General features: G+C 69.9%; 18 protein-coding genes. 10 read left to right on the plus strand and 8 right to left on the minus strand.

Annotated features, from left to right (window positions below):
- Positions 1–18 precede the first annotated feature (18 nt).
- A complete protein-coding gene (locus ABZ809_RS16570; protein ID WP_357563362.1) occupies positions 19–825 on the minus strand; it encodes a peptidoglycan DD-metalloendopeptidase family protein in 807 nt (268 codons plus the stop codon).
- A gap of 349 nt (positions 826–1,174) precedes the next feature.
- On the opposite strand from ABZ809_RS16570, the gene ABZ809_RS16575 reads away from it, so the two are divergent.
- Positions 1,175–2,494: a M23 family metallopeptidase gene (locus ABZ809_RS16575; RefSeq protein ID WP_357563363.1), complete on the plus strand. Its 1,320-nt coding sequence runs from the start codon at positions 1,175–1,177 to the stop codon at positions 2,492–2,494.
- A 146-nt stretch (positions 2,495–2,640) separates the two neighbouring features.
- On the opposite strand, the gene ABZ809_RS16580 is transcribed toward ABZ809_RS16575, so the two are convergent.
- Positions 2,641–3,225 carry a hypothetical protein gene (locus ABZ809_RS16580; protein WP_357563364.1) on the minus strand — a complete coding sequence of 195 codons (585 nt, stop codon included), beginning with the start codon at positions 3,223–3,225 and terminating at the stop codon, positions 2,641–2,643.
- A 95-nt stretch (positions 3,226–3,320) separates the two neighbouring features.
- Here ABZ809_RS16580 and ABZ809_RS16585 point away from each other — a divergent pair, with 95 nt between their 5' ends.
- A complete protein-coding gene (locus tag ABZ809_RS16585; protein WP_357563365.1) occupies positions 3,321–4,283 on the plus strand; it encodes a TAXI family TRAP transporter solute-binding subunit in 963 nt (320 codons plus the stop codon).
- Between the two features lie 26 nt (positions 4,284–4,309).
- Here the strand turns inward: ABZ809_RS16585 and ABZ809_RS16590 are convergent, their stop codons facing one another.
- Positions 4,310–5,791: a HAMP domain-containing sensor histidine kinase gene (locus ABZ809_RS16590; protein WP_357563366.1), complete on the minus strand. Its 1,482-nt coding sequence runs from the start codon at positions 5,789–5,791 to the stop codon at positions 4,310–4,312.
- Positions 5,792–5,797: 6 nt separating this feature from the next.
- Positions 5,798–6,475: a response regulator transcription factor gene (locus ABZ809_RS16595; RefSeq protein ID WP_357563367.1), complete on the minus strand. Its 678-nt coding sequence runs from the start codon at positions 6,473–6,475 to the stop codon at positions 5,798–5,800.
- A gap of 335 nt (positions 6,476–6,810) precedes the next feature.
- Between ABZ809_RS16595 and ABZ809_RS16600 the strand changes: the two genes are divergently transcribed.
- The 3 genes from ABZ809_RS16600 to ABZ809_RS16610 are packed head-to-tail and all read left to right on the plus strand — an operon-like array spanning position 6,811 to position 9,820.
- A complete protein-coding gene (locus tag ABZ809_RS16600) occupies positions 6,811–7,830 on the plus strand; it encodes a tripartite tricarboxylate transporter substrate-binding protein (protein WP_357563368.1) in 1,020 nt (339 codons plus the stop codon).
- Between the two features lies 1 nt (position 7,831).
- On the plus strand, positions 7,832–8,293 hold the full coding sequence (locus ABZ809_RS16605; protein WP_357563369.1) for a tripartite tricarboxylate transporter TctB family protein: 462 nt from the start codon (positions 7,832–7,834) through the stop codon (positions 8,291–8,293).
- Positions 8,294–8,314: 21 nt separating this feature from the next.
- The gene (locus ABZ809_RS16610; RefSeq protein WP_357563370.1) at positions 8,315–9,820 is read left to right on the plus strand and encodes a tripartite tricarboxylate transporter permease; all 1,506 of its coding nucleotides are present in this window, start codon (positions 8,315–8,317) and stop codon (positions 9,818–9,820) included.
- Between the two features lie 84 nt (positions 9,821–9,904).
- On the opposite strand, the gene ABZ809_RS16615 is transcribed toward ABZ809_RS16610, so the two are convergent.
- On the minus strand, positions 9,905–10,513 hold the full coding sequence (locus tag ABZ809_RS16615; protein WP_357563371.1) for a hypothetical protein: 609 nt from the start codon (positions 10,511–10,513) through the stop codon (positions 9,905–9,907).
- Between the two features lie 320 nt (positions 10,514–10,833).
- On the opposite strand from ABZ809_RS16615, the gene ABZ809_RS16620 reads away from it, so the two are divergent.
- The 3 genes from ABZ809_RS16620 to ABZ809_RS16630 all read left to right on the plus strand — a co-directional run bounded on the left by ABZ809_RS16620 (position 10,834) and on the right by ABZ809_RS16630 (position 13,707).
- Entirely contained in the window at positions 10,834–11,298 is a 465-nt protein-coding gene (locus tag ABZ809_RS16620; RefSeq protein WP_357563372.1) for a hypothetical protein, read from the plus strand.
- Between the two features lie 132 nt (positions 11,299–11,430).
- A complete protein-coding gene (locus tag ABZ809_RS16625) occupies positions 11,431–12,324 on the plus strand; it encodes an SGNH/GDSL hydrolase family protein (RefSeq protein WP_357563373.1) in 894 nt (297 codons plus the stop codon).
- A 174-nt stretch (positions 12,325–12,498) separates the two neighbouring features.
- Positions 12,499–13,707: a S8 family serine peptidase gene (locus ABZ809_RS16630; protein ID WP_357563374.1), complete on the plus strand. Its 1,209-nt coding sequence runs from the start codon at positions 12,499–12,501 to the stop codon at positions 13,705–13,707.
- A gap of 153 nt (positions 13,708–13,860) precedes the next feature.
- Here the strand turns inward: ABZ809_RS16630 and ABZ809_RS16635 are convergent, their stop codons facing one another.
- From ABZ809_RS16635 to ABZ809_RS16645, 3 genes are all read right to left on the minus strand, one after another.
- A complete protein-coding gene (locus ABZ809_RS16635) occupies positions 13,861–15,342 on the minus strand; it encodes an RICIN domain-containing protein (RefSeq protein WP_357563375.1) in 1,482 nt (493 codons plus the stop codon).
- 47 nt (positions 15,343–15,389) lie between these two features.
- On the minus strand, positions 15,390–16,847 hold the full coding sequence (locus ABZ809_RS16640) for a pectinesterase family protein (protein WP_357563376.1): 1,458 nt from the start codon (positions 16,845–16,847) through the stop codon (positions 15,390–15,392).
- A 394-nt stretch (positions 16,848–17,241) separates the two neighbouring features.
- Positions 17,242–18,855: an alkaline phosphatase D family protein gene (locus ABZ809_RS16645; RefSeq protein WP_357563377.1), complete on the minus strand. Its 1,614-nt coding sequence runs from the start codon at positions 18,853–18,855 to the stop codon at positions 17,242–17,244.
- Between the two features lie 664 nt (positions 18,856–19,519).
- On the opposite strand from ABZ809_RS16645, the gene ABZ809_RS16650 reads away from it, so the two are divergent.
- Both ABZ809_RS16650 and ABZ809_RS16655 read left to right on the plus strand, forming a co-directional pair.
- Complete coding sequence (locus ABZ809_RS16650) at positions 19,520–21,820, plus strand: M14 family metallopeptidase (RefSeq protein ID WP_357563378.1); 2,301 nt, start codon at positions 19,520–19,522, stop codon at positions 21,818–21,820.
- A gap of 175 nt (positions 21,821–21,995) precedes the next feature.
- A complete protein-coding gene (locus tag ABZ809_RS16655) occupies positions 21,996–22,460 on the plus strand; it encodes a MarR family winged helix-turn-helix transcriptional regulator (RefSeq protein WP_357563379.1) in 465 nt (154 codons plus the stop codon).
- The last annotated feature ends 38 nt before the right edge of the window (positions 22,461–22,498 follow it).

Consider the following 22,498-nt stretch of genomic DNA (forward strand, 5'->3'; position numbering starts at 1 on the left):
ACGCCACCTCGGGGTGGATCAGGCAGGTACCGTCCCGTTGAGGTACGCGTTGATCTGGTCGATCTCCAGCGCGTTGAAGACCTCGGGCTGGGCGGCGGCCTGGTTCGAGTTGATGATCCGCTTGAACAGGTTGTAGTGCGCCATCGACCGCAGCCCGATGACGCGGTTGGGGGTGACCAGGTAGCCGGTGCCGCCGGTGCTCCAGATGAGGTACATCAGTCCATCCTTAGTGACAATCTCAGGGGGAGTTCCGGGTGCACCGGCGTACGGGGCACCCGTGAGAACCGACTCGGGGTTGATCCGCTGACCGTTCGGCTGGAAGATCTCAAGGTGCAGGTGCGGGCCCGTGGAGTGGCCGGTGGATCCCACGTTGCCGATGTGCTGGCCGGCGGCGACCTGCACGCCCGTCCCGACCCTGGGAGCCTCCCGCATGTGCCCGTAGACACTCCGCCAACCATCGGCGTGCGTGATGGTGGCGTTGTGGCCGAGCCCGCTCGCGCTGTACGAGACGCCGGTTACGGTGCCCGCCGCGATCGAACGGATCGGATAGCCGAGGATTCCCGAGGCGCTGTAGTCCGTGCCGTTGTGCATCCTGGACACGCCGGTGATCGGGTCCGTCCGCATCCCGTACGAGGACGTGATCGGGACCCATTTGTCGAACGGCCGGTTCCATCTCGGTGTCGCGCCGTACGCGGCTTCCGCGAGCCACGCCTCCGGAATGATGCCGGCGGCCAGCGTGGCGGTGACCAGGCCAAGCAGATGGCGACGGTCGATGCCGCGCGATGCCGTCCCCTCCCCCGGCGACGTTTCGTCGAATGTCTGCATTCGGCCCCTTGCTCACGATGAATGACGACCGGAAACAATCCGCACCGGGGAGACCACCGTTTGTGACTTCTGCTCAGGTCCAGGTGGCCGCTGGTTCGGGACGGGCTGACCAATTCCCTTCGGCGGCGAACCAGCGAGCCCGCATGCATCTGGGATCTTGGATATTAGGGTATCCAACTCCATTGGTGTCAAGGCTCGGTCTCCACCGGGTCACCACGAGGTCTGACTCCACCCGTCCCGGCGGACACTGATCGATGGATCAGCCGTAGGATCACGCCGCCCGCTGAGCGCCAACCGTGCGTCCAGCAGCCGATCGGGCGTGTTCCAGCGAGGTTCCGGAGGAGCCGGCATGAGGCCAGGTAACGAAAGCAGCTGCTGCGGGGGCGACAGCGAACCCGCACCGGGCATGAACCGGCGCTCCCTGTTGCGCGCCGCGGCACTGGGCGCGGGAGCCATGAGCGTGGGCGGGGTGTTGCTTCCCGGTGCCGCACACGCGGCACCGGCGATCTACAACCCGTTCACCGCCTACCCGATCAGCGACACCTGGGAGGGCCACCTCCGCCGCGGCTCGCTCGGCGGCATCGACTACGCCATGGGGGTCGGCACGGCACTGCCGGCCTGCGGCGCCGGCACCGTCCAGAACATCCCCTACAACGGCACCGCCGGGCACACCGTCACGATCCACCACGCCGACGGCTACCGCAGCCAGTACCTGCACCTGTCGCAGTTCCTGCTCCCCAACGGCGCCAGCGTCGGCGCGGGCACGATCGTGGGTCGCTCCGGTGGCGCCGTCGGGGCGCCCGGCTCGGGCAGCTCGACCGGCCCGCACCTGCACTGGCACATGATCAACCCGTCCGGCACGAGGATCAGCCCGCTGGTCTACATCGCGCAGAACCCGGCACAACAGTCGCGTCAGGTGTACGAGGCGGCGAGCAACACCGGCTGGCGTGCCCTGCCGGTCTCCGGCAGCGGTGGCGCGGTGACCGGCTACGCGACGGCGGCGATCGCACTGGGCACCACGAAGATCCTCTACTCCCTGCACGGCGGCAACATCTACGAGGCGGCCAGCAACGCGGGTTGGCAGAACCTGTGGACCGGCATCCACGGCGCACAGGGCACCGCCCTGTCCGCACTGACCCTCAACGGCGTCAAACTGATCTACAACGTCGTCGACGGCTACGTCCACGAGGCGGCCAGCAACAACGCCTGGCGCAACCTCAACACCGGGATCGGTGGCGCTTCCTCCTCCTCGATCTCGGTCATCCAACTGGCCGGCGTCAAGTACGTCTACACCATCGTCGGCGGCTACGTGCACGAGGCGAGCAGCGCCAACGGCTGGCGCAACCTCAACACGGGCATCCCGGCCTCGGCGGTGGCGGCGACGACGCTGGGCACCACGAAGATCATCTACTCGCTGCACGGCGGCAACATCTACGAGGCGGCCAGCAACGCGGGTTGGCAGAACCTGTGGACCGGCATCCACGGCGCACAGGGCACCGCCCTGTCCGCACTGACCCTCAACGGCGTCAAACTGATCTACAACGTCGTCGGCGGCTACGTGCACGAGGCGGCCAGCGACAACGCCTGGCGCAACCTGAACAGCGGGGTCCGTGGCACCACGGCAGCCACGCTGGCGCTGGGCGGCGTCAAGCACATCTACGCCGCCTGACCCGGCAGCGGGGACCTCCCGCGTTGGAGGTCCCCGCGCCGACGCCGGGCACGGGGAGCGCTCGGACGGGTCGATGTGCCGTGCCCGGGCGAAGTCGATGCGCTGCCGCCGACAGCCGGCCGCCGACCCGGGGTCCGCCCGAGCGGTCAGTCACCGCCGCCGCACCCGCCGCCGCACCCGCCACCGCCGCCACCGCCGCTGTCGCCGCCACCGCCGCCGCCATCGCCACCACCGCCGCCGCCATCGCCGCCACCGCTGTCGCCATCGCCACCACCGGAACCGCCGTGATCCCAGTCGGGATCGAAGCCGCCGCGGCGGCGGGTGCGGCGGGTGCGGCGCCTGCGTGCCAGCACGTGCAGCCCGACGAACAGGATCGGTGCCGCCAGGAAGGCCATCATGAGCTCGGTGTCGCCCACCGGCGCGGTGAAGGCGAAGTCGCCCAGCTGGTGCACGGCCGATGTCGGGGCGTTCGTCCCCGCGGCCAGGCCGTCGACCGCCGCCCCGTAGATCGTGCCGGTGACCTCGCCCCGCCCGTTGGTCCAGGTGACGTCGCAACGCTGCGGGAACCCGCCGAGCGGGAGGAAGCCGACCGCGTCGACGCAGGCGGCCGGGTCGGCGACGGTGACGGCCGAGATCCTGGGCCCCACGATCGAGGCGACGAACGGCAAGGTGGCCGAGAACCCCAGCAGCACGCTGTAGAGGACGAGAACCAGCCCGGCGAGCCTTCGCATGGCCGGCACCGTAGCGAAGGCCGTCAACGTGACGCCCCCGCTGTTCGCAGCTCAGCCGCAGCCGCTCAGGGCCCGGGTCCGCGTACCATCCCGGCATGATGCCGCACCAGGAGTTCCGGCTGCGCCGTCGGGCGATGCTCCTGGTCGCCGGCGGGCTGCTCGTCGGTTGCTCGCGGCAGCCCGAGGCCGGCAGGGTCCACCTGCGGCTGGCCACCGGCCCGGCCGGGGCGGTGTACCGCCGCATCGGCGGTGCGCTGGCCGAACACATCACCGAACGGGTGCCGGGCGCCACGGTGACCACCGTGCCGAGCGGGGCATCCACCGACAACATCCGGATGCTGCGGGCGGGTGAGGTGCAGCTCGGGTTGACGAGCCTGGACGCGCTGATCACGACCGACGGCAGCGCGCCGGAGGGGCTCTCGGCGGTGTGCCGGCTCTATGACAGCCACCTGCATCTCGTTGTCATGGCCGACTCGCCGATCGCCGATTTCCGCGACATCAGGGGCAGGCGCGTCTCTCTCGGTGCCCGCGACTCGGGCACCGAGTTCACGTCGCTGCGGGTGCTGGCGGCCACCCGGATGGACGCGGCCGGCCGGTACCTCAGCCAGACCGAATCGGCGACGGCCCTCCGCGAGGGCGACATCGACGCGATGTTCTCCCTGACCGGGGTACCGACACCCGCCATCACGGAGCTGGCACGGCAGCACCGGATCCGGCTGATCCCGCTCCAGGAACAGGCGGACACGCTGGTCACGACCTACCCCGGTCCCTACGCCCCGGCCATGATCCCCGCTACCGCCTACGCCGGTGTCCCGGCCACCCGCACCGTCGCCGTACCGAACGTGCTCCTCGTGCGCAACGACGTGCCGGACGACGTGGTGTACGCCATCACCGACACGATCTTCACCCACACCGCCACGATCGCCTCCGCCGCCGGCCGTGACGACGCCGAAGCGGTGCCCGAGGCGTGGCTGATCAACGTACGCACCGGAATCTCCACCGGCTCGGTCCCGCTCCATCCGGGGGCGACGGCCTGGTTCCGCGACCACAAGCGCTGACCCGGCCCGGCGACGGCACGGTCTGCTCAGCCCGGCGTCGACGGCACGGCCGCGGGCGGCGACGCCACAGGCGCGACGATCGGCAACGTCAGCACCGCGGCGAAGCCGTGCCCCGAGCCGTCCGGACGTGGTAACCCGTCCTCCAGCCGCAGCACGCCGCCGGCCGCCCCGACGAGGTCGGCGCAGATCGCCAGTCCCAGGCCGGTGCCCGCCACGTTCTGGTGCCGAGGGGAGCGCCAGAACCGCCGCAACGCCTTGGCCCGCTCGGACTCGTCGATCCCCTGGCCGTCGTCCCGGACAGCGATCATGACCAGCTCCCCCGCCGGGCCGTCGGCCGGTCCGGTGCCCGCACCACCACCGGGAACGGCCCGGGCGGTCACCGCCACGACCTGGGCACCGGACAGTCGCAGTGCGTTGCTGATCAGCTCGTCCAGCACGCTGCCCAGCCCGCCCGGCGGCTCCATCAACCGCAGCCCCGGCGACACGTCGACCGACAGCGTCTGTCCCGCCGTCGCCGTCAGCGCCCGCCATCGGTCCACCCGCGTGGCCAGCACCGCGTCCAGGTCCACCGGCGACGCGGTCCGCAGGCTCTCCATCCGCGCGCTGGCCTGCAACGAGTTCAGCATCCGCTGCATCGCCTTCAGCTCGTCGACGGCGACGGCGTACATCTGCGCGCCCTGGCCGGTGGGAGCCAGGTGCGGTGCCAGGCTCTCCACGGCGAGCCGGAGGCTCGTCAGCGGATTCCGCAACTGGTGCGACGCGTCCGACACGAAGGCCCGTTGCCGCTGCACCGCGTTCTCGACCGCGTCCATCATGGTGTTGAAGGATTCCGCCAACCGCCGCAGCTCGCCCGGGCCCGCCTCGGCGTCGGCGCGGATCGTGAGGTCGCCCTGGGAGATCCGTGACGTCGCCGCGTCCAGCTCCCGCACCGGCCGCAGCACCCACGCCGAGACCGGCCACGCCACCGCCACCAGGGCGAACAACGGCAGCAGACCGATCCCGGCGAGCCGGGCCCACCGCACGAGGATGTGCTGGCGGGTCTTCGACAGGTCGGCGATCGCCACGACGGCGCCCACGACCTCGCTGTCGCGGCCCATCGGCTCCGCGACCACCAGATGGGAGTCGTGCCACGGCGCCCACTCCCCCGACGGTTCGGACCTCGCCCCGGCCAACGCCGCCGTCACGATCTGGGGCAACGCCGGCTCGGACCGGGCCGCCTCCTGGTAGGCGCCGACCGGCCCGAGCAGAACGCGGCCCGAGGTGTCGATGACGGCCACCGGGTCGCCGTAGAGTTCGTGGTAGCGCGTCAGGTCCTGATGGATCGCCTCCGTCCGGCCGGTCTGTAGGGCGGTGTCGGCCAGCGACGCGAAGCGGCCCACGTCGTTCAGCCGGTCCACGTACGTCTCCTGCATCTCCCGCTCGGCCACGGTGATGCCGAGCGGCACCCCGAGCGCCGCGACGAGCAGCACGGCGAGCGGCACCAGCACGACGAGCAGACGACGGTGCACGGCGGCTCAGCAGTCCAGCTGGTCGGTCAGCAGCCGGTACCCGACCCCGTGGATCGTGCGGATGACCACCGCCGGCCCGAGCTTGTGCCGCAACGCCGCGATGTGGGTGTCCAGGGTACGGCTCGACGACTCCCAGGTCGCGCCCCAGATCTGGTCGAGGATGACATCCCGGCTGACCACGTTCGGCGCCCGCCGGGCCAGCAGATGGAGCAGGGCGAACTCCTTGCGGGTCAGCGTCACGGGCAGGCTGTCGACGGTGACCTCGCGGGTGCCGAGGCTGATCCGCATCGGGCCGAGGACCAGCGGCTCCTCCGGGTGGCCCAGCGCGCGAGCCGCCCGGGTGCGGCGCAGGACGGCGTCGATCCGGGCCAGCAGTTCCGGGACGCCGAACGGCTTCACGATGTAGTCGTCGGCCCCCGCCCGCAGGCCGCGGACACGCTCGTGCTCCTCGGACCGCGCGGTCACCGCGATGACGGCGGTCTCCGGTCGGTCACGCAGCTTGCGGATCACCTCGAGGCCGTCGCCGTCGGGCAGCCCCAGGTCGACCAGTACGACGTCCGACGGCGCGGCGCGCAGGGCCTCTGCGGCGGTGGAAACGCGGTGCACGTCGAAGCCGGCCTGGGACAGGACGGTGGCCAGTCCTCGCGCCACGCGGTCGTCATCCTCGACGAGGGTGATCCGCATAACGGGGGATCGTACGGCCCGGCCACCGATCGCGATAGAGCCGTGTTCGGGCTGGCCCGGCGCCGGTCAGCGGGCGTCATCCGAGCCGGTCGTGGCCTTTCGGGTGTCGGCGAGGAGGCTACCGGCCACAGCTCATCGACACCCTGTGTCACATGTCGGACACTTATCGTCATGGATTTCGGTTGCCCTTTCCCGGCCCTCGACGTTCTTGGGATTCCTCTGACATCCGGCGAATTCCTTGGGATTCCTCTGACACCATGCGCGCCCCCGACTGCCGAGACTGGGCGGCGCACGCACCGACGACGTGCAGCCACGCCGACGAGGAGCCCACCACCATGAGAACGACCAGCAGGCACCGGAGCCTCACCCGGATGGTCGCCGCGATCGGCGCCGTCTCGCTCGTAGCCGCCTGTTCCGGCACCGGCGGCACCGGGGGCGGCGACGCCACGAGCTACCCGGACAAGAACATCACGATCGTCGTGCCCTTCAGCGCGGGCGGCCCGACGGACACCGTCACCCGCATGCTCGCCGAGCCGATGGCCAAGAAACTCGGCGCCAAGATCGTGGTCCAGAACGTCGAGGGCGCGGGCGGCACGATCGGCGCCGGCGAGGTCGCGCGGGCCGATGCCGACGGCTACACCGTGCTCATGCACCACATCGGCATGTCGACGGCGCCCGCCCTCTACAAGAAGCTGGGATACGAGCCGACCAAGGACTTCGAGCCGGTCGGGCTGGTCACCGAGGTGCCGATGACCGTCGTCGCCCGCAAGGACTTCGCACCCGCGACGTTCCAGGACCTCGTGACCCACGTCAAGGCGAACGCCAACCGGGTCACCCTCGCCAACGCCGGCATCGGGGCCGCCTCCCACCTGTGCGGCCTGCTGTTCCAGGACGCCGTCGGGGTCAAGTTGCAGGAGGTTCCCTACGAGGGGACGGGCCCGGCGCTGACCGACCTCGTCGGCGGGCAGGTCGACTTCATGTGCGACCAGACGACCAACACCAGCGGCCAGATCTCGTCGGGCAAGGTGAAGGCGTACGCGGTCACCACCCCGGAGCGGGTCAAGAGCCTGCCCGACCTGCCCACCACGGCGGAGAGCGGGCTCCCGCAGCTCCAGGTCAGCGTGTGGCACGGTCTCTACGTGCCGGCGGGCACCCCGCAGGAGATCGTCCAGAAGTTGTCCGACGCGCTCAAGGCGGCCCTGGCCGACCAGGGGGTCATCGACCAGATGGCCAAGCTCGGCACCACCCCGGTCCAGGCGGCCGACGCGACCCCGCAGGCGCACCGGGCGCACCTCGAGGAACAGCTCGGCACCTGGGCGAAGATCATCGCCGACGCCGGGGTCGAGGCCTCCTGACGTGGAACGGCACCGGTCTCTTCCGGACGTCCTCGGCGGGAGCGTCTTCGTCCTGATCGGTGGCGCATTCGTGGTGGGGTCGCTCAGCTACGACCTGGGCACCCCACTGCGGATGGGTCCCGGATACTTCCCGCTGCTGGTCGGCGCGATCCTGGCCGTCCTGGGCCTGGCAACGGTCGTCAAGGGGCTCGTCGCCGGCGAGGTGCTCTCGTTCGGGCCGATCCCGTGGCGCGCGGTCGCCGTCATCGTGCTCGCGGTCCTGTTCTTCGGGTTCGCCGTCCGAGGTCTGGGTTTCGTACCGACGTCGGCGGTGACCGCCCTCCTCACGACGATGGCCAGCCGGCGCGTGCGGCCGGCCGTGGCCGTCGCCGTGACCGCCGGGCTGACCGTGGCCAGCACGCTCATCTTCGTCGTCGGACTCCAGCTACGTATCCCGCTGTGGGGCCCGTGGCTCTCGTTCTGACGCGTCACCCGGAGTAGGGGCATGGAACTTCTCGACAACCTCGTGCTGGGCATCTCGACCGCGCTGCTGGTCCAGAATGTCCTCTACTGCTTCGTTGGAGTGCTGCTCGGGACAGCGGTCGGCGTGTTGCCCGGCATCGGGCCCACGGCGACGGTGGCGATGCTGCTGCCGATCACCTTCAGCTTCGAGCCGGTCACCGCGCTGATCATGTTGGCCGGCATCTACTACGGCGCGCAGTACGGCGGCTCGACGACCGCCATCCTGATCAACCTACCCGGTGAGTCGTCGGCGGCGGTCACCGCCCTCGACGGCCACGAGATGGCCCGGCAGGGCCGGGCCGGCCCGGCCCTGGCCGCCGCCGCCATCGGGTCCTTCGTCGCCGGTACGGTGGCCACCGTCGTCCTGGCCGTCGCGGCCCCGCCGCTGGCCAGCGTCGCGTTGAAGTTCGGCCCGGCCGAGTACTTCTCACTGGTGGTGCTCGGCTTGATCATGTCGATCGCGCTGGCCCGCGGCTCGACGCTCAAGGCCCTGGCGATGATCGCGCTCGGCGTCCTGTTCGGCACGGTCGGCCAGGACATCTACACCGGCTCGCCCCGGTTCGTGTTCGACCAGCGCGAACTGTACGGCGGGATCGACTTCGTCTCGGTCGCCGTCGGCATGTTCGGGGTCGCCGAGATCCTCCGCAACCTGGAGAACGAGCAGACCCGCGCACGCGTCGTCAGCACGGTGAAGAACCTCTGGCCGAACCGCGCGGAGCGGCGCCGCATCGTCGGCCCGATCCTGCGGGGCACCGGTCTCGGCGCCGCGCTCGGCGTCCTGCCCGGTGGGGGCCACGTGCTGGCGTCGTTCACCTCCTACGCCGTCGAGAAGCGCGTCTCGAAGCGGCCGCAGGAGTTCGGGCGCGGCGCGATCGAGGGCGTCGCCGGCCCCGAGTCGGCGAACAACGCCGCGGCACAGACGTCGTTCATCCCGCTACTCACCCTGGGCCTGCCCGCCCACCCGGTGATGGCGCTGATGGTCGGCGCGTTCATCGTCCACGGGATCACCCCCGGCCCCAACGTCATCACCGAGGAACCGGCGCTGTTCTGGGGCCTGATCGCGTCGATGTGGATCGGCAACCTGCTCCTCGTGATGCTGAACCTGCCGCTGATCGGCATCTGGGTGCGGATGGTCCGCATCCCGTACGGAGTGCTGTTCCCGATGATCATTCTGTTCGCGGTGATCGGGACGTACTCGCTGGGGTTCAACGCGTTCGACGTCTACGCGATCGCGTTCTTCGGGATCCTGGGCTACGTCCTGATCAAGTGCGGGTGCGAGCCGGCGCCGCTGCTGCTCGGCTTCGTCCTCGGGCCGCTGCTCGAGGAGAACCTGCGGCGGGCGCTCATCATCTCCCGCGGCGACGCGTCGGTCTTCCTGACCCGCCCGATCTCCGTGGCGCTGCTGGCGCTGGCGGTGGCGGCGCTCGTCGTCGCCGTACTCCCGGCGATCCGCCGGCGCCGTGAGGTGGTGTTCGCGGAGGACGAGTAGCAAATCGACAGGATCGGCCGTGCCAGCGCCCGGACCAGCGTTCCTGCTGGTCCGGGCGCTCGCTCCTGCCAGCTCCGCTGCTCGTCAGACCGCCGGGATGTCGTGCACCCGGGCGCTCACCACGAGGGTCTTGGTCGTCGTGCCGTGGGCGTTGCGGACCGTCAGCAGATAGGTGTGCCGCTGGATGTCACCCTCGCCACCCTCGCAGGGGAAGTTGAGCGCCTCGCTGCCGGCGGCCGGGTAGTTGTCGGCGTAGATCCCGGGACCGTCGATCGACAGGGCGACGGAGTCGACGTTTGTCGCCTTCCACTCCAGCAGGACCGGGTGCCCGGCGATCGGGTTGACGGTCGTCCCGGCGGGGCAGGACGGCCTGTCGGCGATCCGGAAGTAGACGATGGCGGGTCCGCTCGACTTCGCACCGGACTGACCGCCGCTGCTTCCGGTGCCGCCGGTCGCGCCGCCACCCGTCGGGCCGCCACCCGTCGCACCGCCACCCGTCGGCCCGGTGCCGGAGACGCCGGGAGCGGTGGTCGTAGCCGCCGCGCTCGGGGCCGCCGCCGCGCCGTCGGGGGCCCCGGTCACCGTCGTCGACGCGGTCGACTCCGTGGCATCCGTCGCGGACGCGCAGCCACCGGCCGCGAGTGCGACGAGCACGGCGACGGCGGCGGGGCGGAGCAGAGTTCGAACGGACATGACCACTCCTTCGAGGTGCCACCGGCGAGGCCCGGGGCGGCTGGACCCCAAGTTAGGGCCACCCGGCAACAGGAACCCGGACTGCGGCTCCACATAGTCCTGACCCGGCGATATGTGGCTCACGGACACGTGGGTGTGCGAAGTCCGGCAAGTTCGGCCGCTGTCGATCGAAATGCGGTCGTTGCCGCAGGTCGTACGGCCGGAATTCGGTGGCCGACACACCGGAACGGAGTCCCGAGTGGCGCTGCGGCACATTCGACCGGCGTCTGCGGAACCCCATTCTGGTCCCGCATCCGCCGGACAGGAGAAAGGCGACAACCATGCTCAGTGCCATTCGTCGAACCGCGGTCGTGCTGGCGCTCGCGACGGGACTCGTCGGTGGGGCCGGTGCCGCCGCACAGGCGGTGGTCAATCCGGTCACTCCGCAGTCCGTGTGCGGGACGGGCTACGTCGTGCGGGACCAGGACCCCATCCACCACGCACAGACGGGCGAGCGCCTCGGGACGGTCTACCTGATGCACAACCCACTGCTCGGGTACGCCTGCACGGCCACCGTCAAGACCGCGTACGTCGGTACGCTGACCCGCACCCAGGTCTACCTCGCCGCGCAGTTCCTGCCGACCCAGACCGACGACGGGAGCAGGCTCTACGCGGCCGGCCCGGCGCGGGCGTACGCGCGGGGTGGCTGCACGATCTGGGGCGGGTTCATGGCCGACCCGTCGGGCGCCATCCACTACCACGACCGCGCGAACCCGGCGATCGGCGGGATCGGCACCTGCTTCTGACGTGCGGCGCAGGGCAGGCCCGCACCCGCTGCGGGCCTGCCTCGCCGGCCTGAACACGATTCATGTCTATATTGACGCTCGGCGACGGCAGGGACAGAATCACGACACCACCATGATCCTCTGGGAGAAGCCATGACCCGTCCCCGCCTGCCGTTCCTCCGAGCGGCCACCCGGCTTGCCGCCTTCGCCGCGGCCACCGCCGGCGTGCTGCTCGCCTCCACCGCACCCGCCAACGCCGCCGCGCCCACCGGGCGTTACGTCGCGTTGGGCGACTCGTACACCTCCGGCCCGCTGATCCCCACGCAGACCGACCTGAACTGCCTGCGCTCCAACCGCAACTACCCGTCCCTGGTCGCCGCCTCCGCCGGCTCGTCGTCGTTCGCCGACGTGAGCTGCTCCGGGGCCACCACGGAGGACATCCTCCTCGGCGGCAGCGGCGCACTGGGCATCTCCCTGCCGCCGCAGCTCAGCGCGGTCACCTCGAACACGGCGCTGGTCACCGTGCAGATCGGCGGCAACGACATCGGCTTCTCCGGCATCATCACCGACTGCGCGGAGGCGAGCCTGAGCAGCCCGCTCGGGTCGCCGTGCAAGAACAAGTTCACCGCCGGCGGCACCGACCAGTTGCAGGCCAGGATCGCGGCCACCGCGCCGAAGGTGACCGCCGTGCTCCAGGCGATCCGGCAGGCCGCCCCGGGCGCGCGGGTCGTGGTGCTCGGCTACCCGGCGATCCTGCCGGACAGCGGCTACGGCTGCTGGCCCGTGGTCCCGATCGCCTACCAGGACGTGCCGTACCTGCGCGGCGTCCAGAAGTCCCTCAACGCGATGCTCGCCAGCACCGCGAGCGCGAACAACGCCAGCTACGCCGACGTCTACACCCCGTCGATCGGCCGCGACACGTGCAAGAGCAGCGGCACCCGCTGGGTCGAGGGCCTGGTCCCGCAGAACGCGGCCGCCCCGTTCCACCCGAACGCCAGGGGCGAGCAGGGCATGGCCACCGCGCTGCTGGCCAAGCTGAACAGCTGACCGGTCACCCCACCGGCGGGGACGAACCCGCCGGTGGGGCCGCCCGGCCACGGCGCCGACAGACGGGAGAGCGACAACGTCACGTAAGACATTGATTTATGTAACATGATCTATATAGTCTCCCGGCACCACCTGTCGTCCAACCCGGACGACACCTGGTTTCGGGAGGAACACGTGACCCTCGGACGGTCCTGGCGCACCCGCCTGCTCGCCCTCACCGCCACCACCGCCGCCGGCCTGGCCACCGTCGTGGCCATCCCCTCGCCCGCCCTCGCCGCCGGTGCGCCCTTCCGGGCGAAGCCGGTCCCGATCACCGCCCCCGCCGTCGACGAGAACACCACCCTCATCCCCGGCGCGTACCTGGTCACCTTCCGCGAAGGCGCCGACCCGAACGTCGCGCTGCGGGCCCTGAAGGCCGGCGCCCGGGTCAGCTTCGGCGAGGCCGTCAACGGCTTCGCGGCCAACCTCTCCTCCGCCCAGGTCACCGAGCTGCAGCACAGCTCGGACGTGGTCCGCATCGAGCGGGACGCCTGGCACTCCAACGTGCTCGACGCCACCCAGACGAACCCGCCGGCCTGGGGCATCGACCGCATCGACCAGACGACGCTCCCGCTGTCGGCCAGCTACACCTACACCGCCACGGGCGCCGGGGTGCACGCGTACGTCATCGACTCGGGGATCGACGCCTCCCACCCGAACTTCGGCGGCCGGGCCCAGTTCAACTACAACGCGATCGACACCAACAACACCGACTGCAACGGCCACGGCACGCACGTCGCGGGCACCATCGGCTCCACCTCGTACGGGGTGGCCAAGCAGGCCACGCTGCACGGCGTGAAGTGGCTCAACTGCGCCGGCGGCGGCAGCACCTCCGGCGCCGTCGCCGCGGTCAACTGGGTCACCAACAACCACGTCAAGCCGGCCGTGGCGAACACGTCGTGGAACGCGGCGTACAGCGCCACCCTGGCCACCGCCCTGACGAACATGATGAACGCCGGCGTCTTCCTGGCCACCTCGGCGGGGAACACCGGCGGCAACTCCTGCGACCGGTTGCCGCGCAACCTGACCGCCTCGCTGGTCGTGGCGGCCACCACCTCGACGGACGCCCGGGCCAGCTACTCCTCCATCGGCACCTGCGTCGACATCTACGGCCCCGGCTCGGCGATCGTCTCCACGGTGCCCGGAAACGCCACCGCCAGCTACAACGGCACCTCGATGGCGACCCCGCACGCGGCCGGCATCGCGGTGCTCTACAAGGCGACCTACGGCGACGCGAGCCAGGCCACCGTGCACACCTGGATCGTCAACAACGCCACCACCGGCGTGGTCACCGGCAGCCTCTCGGGCACCCCGAACCGGCTGCTCAACAAGAAGACTCTCTGAGTCACCGGCCGGGGGCCGGGGCACCCGCCCCGGCCCCCGGCCGCCCGGGCCCGGCCAGCCCGGAGCCTCGCCCTGGCGGCATCGCACGCGGCCCGGCAGACGTGTGGAGGCGGCCCGCCCGGATCACCCGGGCGGGCCGCCTCCACAGCCTCGTCAGAGACCGATGGCGGCCTGCGGCCCGGCGTAGGTCTTCACCACGGTGGGGACCTGCGAGGCCGGGTCGAGCCGGTACGAGTAGAAGCTCGACGGGTTGAACGCGTCCCCGCCGGTCTGCTGCTTGCCGCTGCTGTTGACCACGACGCTGCCGCTCTGCCGCAGCTGCGCGTTGGCGTCCTTGTAGTAGGGGTCGGTCACCTTGTCGAAGTAGGTGTTCTCCAGGACCATCCGGGTCGCGCCCCGGGAGTAGTTCCCCTGCCCGGTGTTCTGCATGTAGTTGTTGTAGAGGTGGGCGTACGCCACGTTGTCGGTGCTCGGCATCCGCACCCGCGAGTCACGGATCCAGTTGTGGTGGATGGTCATCCGGGCGGTGACGTTCTCGGTCCAGCCGATGCCGAAGGTCTTGTTGTTCTCGGCGAGGACGTTCCACGAGACGGTGAGGTTCGTGGTGTCCTTTCGGCTGTCGATGAGACCGTCGTTCATCCGGGCGATGTGGTTGTGGTCGATCCAGATCCGGTTCGCGGTGTCCATCTGGATGCCGTCGTAGTCGAAGTCCTTGTCGTCCGGGTCGTCGGACGCCATCCGGGTGTCCCGGATGGTCAGGTTCCGGATGATCACGTTGCTGGTGCCGGCGCCCAGGAAGAACCCGCCGTTGACGATGTTGCCGTTCTTCCCGACCCCCACGACCGTCTTGTTCGACTTGATCGGGATCTCCTTGCCGTACGGCGTCACGGTGATCGTGCCGTTGACCCGGATGATGTGCGGGGCGCTCGCGGAGGCGTACCGCTCCAGGTCGGCCTGGGTGGTCACGGTGACGGTCGTGCCGCCCGCGCCGCCGGTCGTGCCGGCCGCCCCGGCGAAGCCGTCGGGGCTGTTCGAGTAGGGCACCGCCGGCGGGGTGGTGGGCGGCGGGGTGGAACCGGTCGGGTTGAACCGCCACTGCATCCGGGCGATGTCCGCACAGGGCTCCTGCACGATCGGATTACCACCCGACGTCGACCCGTCCTTGTTGCTCACACACAACCCACTGGACGCACTACGGATCAGGTACCGGTCCGTGGAAGCGGTGGACGCGGTGAACGTCCACGTCTGATTGGCACTCCCACCACACGTCCACTGCCACAACTGCTCACCCGACACAGTCGACGAATACGGCACATCCACACACTTACCACTGCCGCCGTTGACCAGACCGAACCCACCGCTCTGCGCCACCACCCGGAACTGCTGCGCACCAACAGCCGGATCACACGCGATCTGACCCAACAACCCCCCATTGGCCGTCGATCCACCAATGACATTCACACACTTACCACTCGACGCACTCGCCAACGTGTAGACACCGTTGCTGACCGGCGCCGCCGCCGACGAGGCCGACGCCCCGACGACGACGACGCCGACGAGGGCGAGGGGAACTGCCGTCAGGGCCGCCATGGCGGCGGCCAGCCTGGGACGCTTGGCGATCCGCTTCGTTTTCATTTCTGCTCCGGGAGATGGTGGTGGTGTGGTGACTGCCGTGGGGGCGTTCACATCGGGTTCCAGCCGTCGGTGCCGGCCAGGTACCGCTGCGGGGTGTAGTTGGCGGCCTGCGCGTCGGTGAGCTGGGGACGGTTGCTGTTGACTACCGCGCCGGATCCGGTGTTCCGGTACTCCCGGAACCGGGCGTTCTGCCAGGTGGAGTCGCCCATGTTGGTCCACGGCTGGGAGTTCTTGATCGTCGAGCCCAGGCTCGACTCGCGGTACAGGACCTGGGCGCCCTGCCGCCACGGCCGGCCGAGGTTGGTGTTGTTGCTTCCGGTGCCCGTGATCGTCGACCGGTAGAAGAGGAAGCCGTAGGCCTTCTCGACGGGCGTGCTGGCCGCGGTGATGGTGCCGCCGGTGGAGCGCTTCTCGTGGACCGTGGAGCGGTCGATGACGATCGTGCCGCCGCCGAAGACGAAGTCGACGGTGCCCTCGACGTACGAGTTGACCATGTACGCCCGCGTCCGGTCGTTGACCAGGAACGTGTCCTGGTCGCCGAGGAGCCGGACGTTGCGCAGCACCGCCCGGTCCGCGTTGAGGTGCAACGCGACGGCCTGGTGACCGCTGCTGGTCGAGTTCTCGTCGAAGTCGTTGGAGATCGTCAGGTTCTCGGCGACGAAGTTGGCCCCGTCGACGAACATGCTCGCGCTGCCGGAGGTGCCGTGGCTGTTGGCGGAGTTGTTGAAGACCAGCAGCGTGTTCGACGGGCCGGATCCCAGGCCCCGCAGGGTGATGTGCGGCTTGTTCGAGGGCACCCGGACGACCTGCCGGTAGGTGCCCGGCTTGATGGTGATGGTCACCCGCTGGGTGTTGTTGGTCGGCACGGCGTCGATCGCGGCCTGCACCGTGCGGTACCGGCCGGTGCCGTCCGCCGCCACCGTCGGGGTCTCGCTCGGCGGCGGGGTGGTGGGCGGCGGGGTGGAACCGGTCGGGTTGAACCGCCACTGCATCCGGGCGATGTCCGCACAGGGCTCCTGCACGATCGGATTACCACCCGACGTCGACCCGTCCTTGTTGCTCACACACAACCCACTGGACGCACTACGGATCAGGTACCGGTCCGTGGAAGCGGTGGACGCGGTGAACGTCCACGTCTGGTTCGCACTCCCACCACACGTCCACTGCCACAACTGCTCACCCGAAACAGTCGACGAGTACGGCACATCCACACACTTACCACTGCCGCCGTTGACCAGACCGAACCCACCGCTCTGCGCCACCACCCGGAACTGCTGCGCACCAACAGCCGGATCACACGCGATCTGACCCAACAACCCCCCATTGGCCGTCGATCCACCAATGACATTCACACACTTACCACTCGACGCACTCGCCAACGTGTAGACACCGTCACCCACCGGCGCCGCCGCCGACGACGCCGACGGGATGCCGAGGATGCCCGCGACGGCGACCGGCACCGCGCTGAGCGCGGCCACCCGAAGCCATTTGCCTGTCTGCTGCATGATGTCGGTTCCCTACCTGTCCTGTCCCTGTCTCGCTGGCTGTCCGCTGCCCTCACATCCGAATTTCCACACAGATGCCCGTCGATTGATCGAGATCTGCGCACGGATGGTCGCGGCGCGAGTGCGCTGCCCACGCGACACCCACTCCACGGGAGGGGCCACAGGGCGTGGGTGCGCTGCCCGGACAACACCCACGGCAGTGGCGTCGTACTGGAGATGCCGCAGCCGGCCAGTCGACAACCGAAAAGTCAGAGAAATGTTTCCGGGCGGTGACGCGAGCGCTCCCCGAGACGCGCGCCGGAACGCCGTGCGACGACAGTCGGCCCGTACGAAGCTCCGTACGGGCCGACTGTCATGTCCGGCGGCACCAGCGGGCTGGCCCCGGATCGGACGGTCAGGCCGGGTGGACCCGGGGCTTTCCGCTCTCCACGACGAACCGGCTCAGCGAGTACACCGGGTCCAGCGGCGTGCTCACCCGGTCCACCCCCCGGTACGTGATGGTCATCGCGTCCGGAGTCAGGCTTCCGACGGCGTAGCCACAGTGCAGGTCGGCCCACTTCATCTGCGGATTGACCCGTACCCGGACCTGCCGGGCGGCATTGGCGGCCGGGTCGAAGTCCCGGGCGCTGCTGATCGACAGGCTGGTGAACTCGGTACCGATCGGTGCCGACAGCGGATCGTCCAGGTCGGAGGGCAGTTCGGACACGTAACCGCAGTGCACGTCACCGGTCAGCACGACGAAGTTCGACAGGCTGCCCTTCCGCTGGGCGCGGGCCACCGCGTCGTAGATCCGCTTCTGCGACGCCTGGTAGCCGTCCCAGGCGCCGGTGGAGAACCTCGGCGCCGCATCGGTCGAGGCGGCGGTGTTGACCATCGCCATCAGCACGCCCTGTGGGGCGACGTGCCAGCGCGGTCCGGGCCGCGAAAGCCCGTCGACGAACCACTTCTCCTGTTCGAAGCCCAGGATGCTGCGGGTCGGGTCCCGCCGTTCGGGTGTGTCAGCCGTCGATCCGCCGGGGAGGCCCGGAGAGCGGTACTGCCGCGCGTCGAGCAGATCGAACTGCGCGAGGTCGCCGTACCGCAACCGCCGGTAGAGCCTCGCCTGCGGACCGACCGGCCGCTGGGGTGGCCGCAGCGGCATGTGCTCCCAGAACGCCCGGTAGCCCGCCGCCTGCCGCAGCAGCTCCGCCTCGGTGTCGGTGCCGTAGTCGTTGGCGACCTCGTGGTCGTCCCACATCATCACCCAGGGGGCGTTCTGGTGCGCGGCGATCACCTCGGGCTGCGACTTGTACAGCCCGTACCGCAACCGGTACTGCTCGAGCGTCACCGTCTCCGGTAGCACCTCGGCCGGCAGATCCGCCGGGATCGCCCGGCCGGGGAAGATCTGCTCCACCGGGTACTCGTAGACGTAGTCGCCGAGGAAGAAGACCACGTCGACGTCCTCGGCCGCGATACCGCCCATCGCCTGGAAGTAACCCGCGCGGTAGTTCATGCAGGACGCGAAGGCGAACCGCAGCTCCGCCGGCATGGAGCCGGGCGCGGGCGCCGTGCGGGTACGTGCCGGAGCGGTGCGGTGGCCGCCGACCGAGAACCGGTACCAGTATTCCGTCGCCGGTCGCAGGCCGCGCACATCCACGTGGACCGAGTACGAGTACTCGGGGTGGGCGTGCGCCACGCCGTCGCGGACCACGCGCCGGAACCGCTCGTCGGTCGCGACCTCCCACCGCACCGGCACGGGACGCAGGGTCGGCATGCCGCCGGCCGGGGCGAGCGGCTGCGGCGCCAACCGGGTCCACAGCACCACCGCGTTGTGGGTGGGGTCACCGGACGCGACGCCGAGCGTGAACGGATGGTCGGGAAGCCGGGGCGTCGTCGGGCTGGCCGCCGTGGCCGGGCGTTGCAGGCCGAACGCGAGGGCGGCGGCGCCGCCTCCCGCAGCGAGCAGAAGCCGCCGGCGGTCGATCGCCGAGAGGTCGGCCAGAGACTGGCGTGTTCGGGGTCTGTGCATGCGTTCACGCTGGCAGTGCCACCTGGGCGGCCGGGTGGCACGAGGCTGAACATTACATGATCTTTCTTGGGCCCGGACGGCTCGCCGTCCGCACGCCGAACGCCGGCGCGCCGGAACGTCAAGGATCCCTCAACTGTCAGATCAAAGGGTTGATCAAACAGCTCCGGCGGTGCAAAGATCCAGGCCACGCGACTCGTCGATGTGACAGACGCACCGCATCCGCCGCCTCAGTTCCGCTCACACCCCGCACGGTCCTCGACGCGATCCGTCGAAGCCGGGCTCGCCGTGGGCGGGACACACGACGCACCGCATCCGCCGTAACGAACTCCGCCCACACCCGGCGCGGCCCTCCGACGTGATCGGTCGAAGCCGGGCTCGTCGTGGGCGGGCTCACCATGACCGTCCTGAACGAACTGGTTCGGGCCGGCCCGCACCCGGGCCGGTCCGCGAGATCACTCACCGCCAACGACAGAAGGAGGGGAGCATGCGAGGAAGACAGCCGCGCATCGTGCTTTTCGCGATGTCCGCACTCGTGGCAACCGCTTTCGTGGTGACCGCGCCTGCGGGCGCGGACCCCGCGAAGCCCACCGCCACAGGCCCGGAAGGATCCCACCACGCGGACCACGGGTCGAGCCACGTACTCATCAAGCTGACCGGATCCGACATGCTGGACAAGGTGGTGGCCGCCGGCTACGACCTTGAGCACGGGCTCACGCGCGTGCCGGACGGCATCGAGGGCGAGGTGCACGCGGACGCCGAGCAGGTCGCCGAGCTCACGGCGATGGGCGTCAAGATCCTCGGCGAGAACGAGCGCTTCACCTGGAGCGACGTGGCCGACGGCGGCTTCCGGGCCCTCGGGGCGCGGGCTGCCCAGCCGCTCGCCCAGCCGGCGCAGGCGAACGACTCGACGGTACGGGTCGTCCGCGCCGACTGGTTCACCACCAAGGGCCAGGGCTTCCTCTACGTCGAGGCGCGGACCACCGAGGGCCAGCAGGCCGATCCGGTCGTCCTGATGCAGCTCGAGAACGACTCGGGTGCGGGTACGTCGTTCGGCTTCGCCCGGACGATGAGCCGCTTCGTCGACTCCGGGCAGTACATGTTCCACCGGAACCTGTTCAAGCTCGACGCGCGTCCGGACCAGATCAAGGTCACCAGCTCGACCGGTGGCGTCACCACCGGCAAGGTCTCCAACTGGCTCGAGGACGCTCCGCCGCCGCTGACGGACACCCCGGGCTACAAGTCGGACTTCATCGACGGCTACAAGCACCCGCAGCAGCTCTTCCAGCGTGCTGAGGAGATCGCCCGGCAGTACCCGGACATCGCCGAGATCGTCTACCTGCCGAACAAGACGAACGGCTACCAGCGCAAGGCGCAGGCCACGATCGGCGGTACCGGGCAGGCGGCGGTTGTCGTCAGCTCGGCGGCGTGGGGCCACGAGGGTGGCAACGACGTCACCGCCGAGTTCGTGGAGCGGCCGGGGGCGAACCTCCCGCTCGCCGTCGAGGTGTCGGGCAAGGCGGTCCGCGTCCTGCTCGCGAAGGACGCCAACGGCGCGCTCGCCAGCACCGCCGCGCAGGTGGCGGCGGCACTGGAGACCCAGTCCCAGGGCCTGATCGACCGGGCGCACCCGTACCGCACCAACGCGGGCACCGGGATCGTCGTGCCGACGTCCGCCCCGGTCGCGCTGAGCGACTTCCTCGACCAGAAGCGCGTCGGCGCACCGGAGGGCGAGGTGCCCCGTGGCCCGGCCACCATCCCGGTCCTGCGGATCGGCAAGCACCGCGACGGCCGCAACCCCGGTGTCCTGATCCAGGCCCAGGACCACGCCCGCGAGTGGGTGCCCGCGACGACGACGCTGGAGACGGCCGAGCGTCTGGTGCACAACTACAGGACCGACAAGGAGACGAAGAAGATCGTCCAGGAGACGGACATCTTCCTCATCCTGTCGAACAACCCCGACGGCGCGAACTACAGCTTCTACAACTACGCCTCGCAGCGGAAGAACCTGACGAACCACTGCGAGGACGCGAACGCCGACCCGGACCGGCGCAACTCGTGGGGCGTCGACCTGAACCGGAACTACCGGGTCGGGTCGGCCCACGACGGCTACGCCGGCGGCTCGGACGTCTGCACCAGCGGCACCTACCAGGGGCCGGGGAAGCTGTCCGAGCCGGAGTCGAAGAACATCGTCTGGCTGGTCGAGAAGTACTCGAACATCAAGTTCATGATGTCGGTGCACTCCAACGGCGGCCAACTGTTCTGGCAGCCCGGCGCCTACATCGCGGACGGTCGGGTCACCACGCCCCGCCCGCCGCTGGGCGACGAGGCGTTCTACTGGCAGTCGGCCGGCAGGATCCTGTCGCAGGTCAAGGCATACCGGGAGACCGTCGTCACGCCGCAGAACGTCGGCGGCTCGTCGGACGTCCTGTACTCCTCGGCGGGCAACGTCCGTGAGGACCTGTACCACACCTACGGGATCTACGCCTTCGGCTGGGAGGTCGGCGGCTCGATCTACAACCCGGCCACCGGCAACTGGCAGGGCGGCTCGTTCCAGCCGGCGTGGGAGGGCGACCCGGCCCTCGTCAGCGGCCACTCCGAGACGATGGAGTACGCCAACGGGATCATGGAGATGTTCCGGATCGCGGCGGAGTGGGGCAACGACAAGAAGAAGCCGACGTCCGAGCTCGTCCCGGGCGGCGGCAGGTACACCGGCTCCGTCGACGTGCGCTTCGAGACGAGCGAGCCGGCCACCATCTACTACACGACGGATGGCAGCCGGCCCACCCTCGAGTCGCCGCGTTACCAGGCGACGGAGTTCCGTGAGCCGGGGCAGGTGTTCCGCGTCACCGAGACCACCACGTTCCGCTGGTTCTCGGTCGACGCCGCCGGCAACGTCGAGAAGGGCTACGACCCGGAGAAGAACGGCAAGAACTACCGCTCGGCGACGGTCACGGTCGTCAAGTAGGTAGCGCCGCAGGTCATTGCCTCGTCGGTGCGGTCCCCCCGCACCGACGAGGCAATGCGCCTTTCCATGGTGGACCGGCTCACCCGGCCGTCAATCTGGCCATGCTCTTGACTTGAACCGAAGTTGAGGTCCTAGCTTCGTCCCCAATGGTTCCGTCCCTGGGGGTATAGATCACATGACGACGCTGCAGCTTTCCGACGTTGAGCTCGCAGGCCAACCGGCCGCCTACTGGACAGGCGTCGCCTACGAATCCCTCATCGCTTTCACCCGAGCCCGGCATGCCGAACTCGGATTCACTCAGCCCCAGTTCTGGCTGCTGCGGAACCTCTCCAGGAACGACCTCCTGCCCGATGACGGCGGGATGACCGTTCCTGAGCTCCGGCGGGCGATGAGTTCGTATCTCCGGGCCGAAGACGATCTGGACGTCGAGGCGGAGGTTCTGCTGGAGCGCGGGTGGCTGACCCGCGACGAGCAGGGCAGACTGTGGATCACCGAAGCCGGAGAAGGTGCCCGGGTCAGCCTCAGACAGCATGCGCCGGCAATCCGGGCCCGCATCCACGAGGGCATCGACGACGCGGACTACGTCGCGGCTCTCAAGGTGCTCCGGCAGTTGATCCTGAACACCGGCGGCGCGGCGTAGTGCCCAAACTCGCTAGTCAAGCTCGGTAACGTGAGGCC

Origin of the sequence: Micromonospora sp. NPDC047074 (assembly GCF_040643815.1) — a bacterium.
Taxonomy (GTDB): Bacteria; Actinomycetota; Actinomycetes; order Mycobacteriales; family Micromonosporaceae; genus Micromonospora.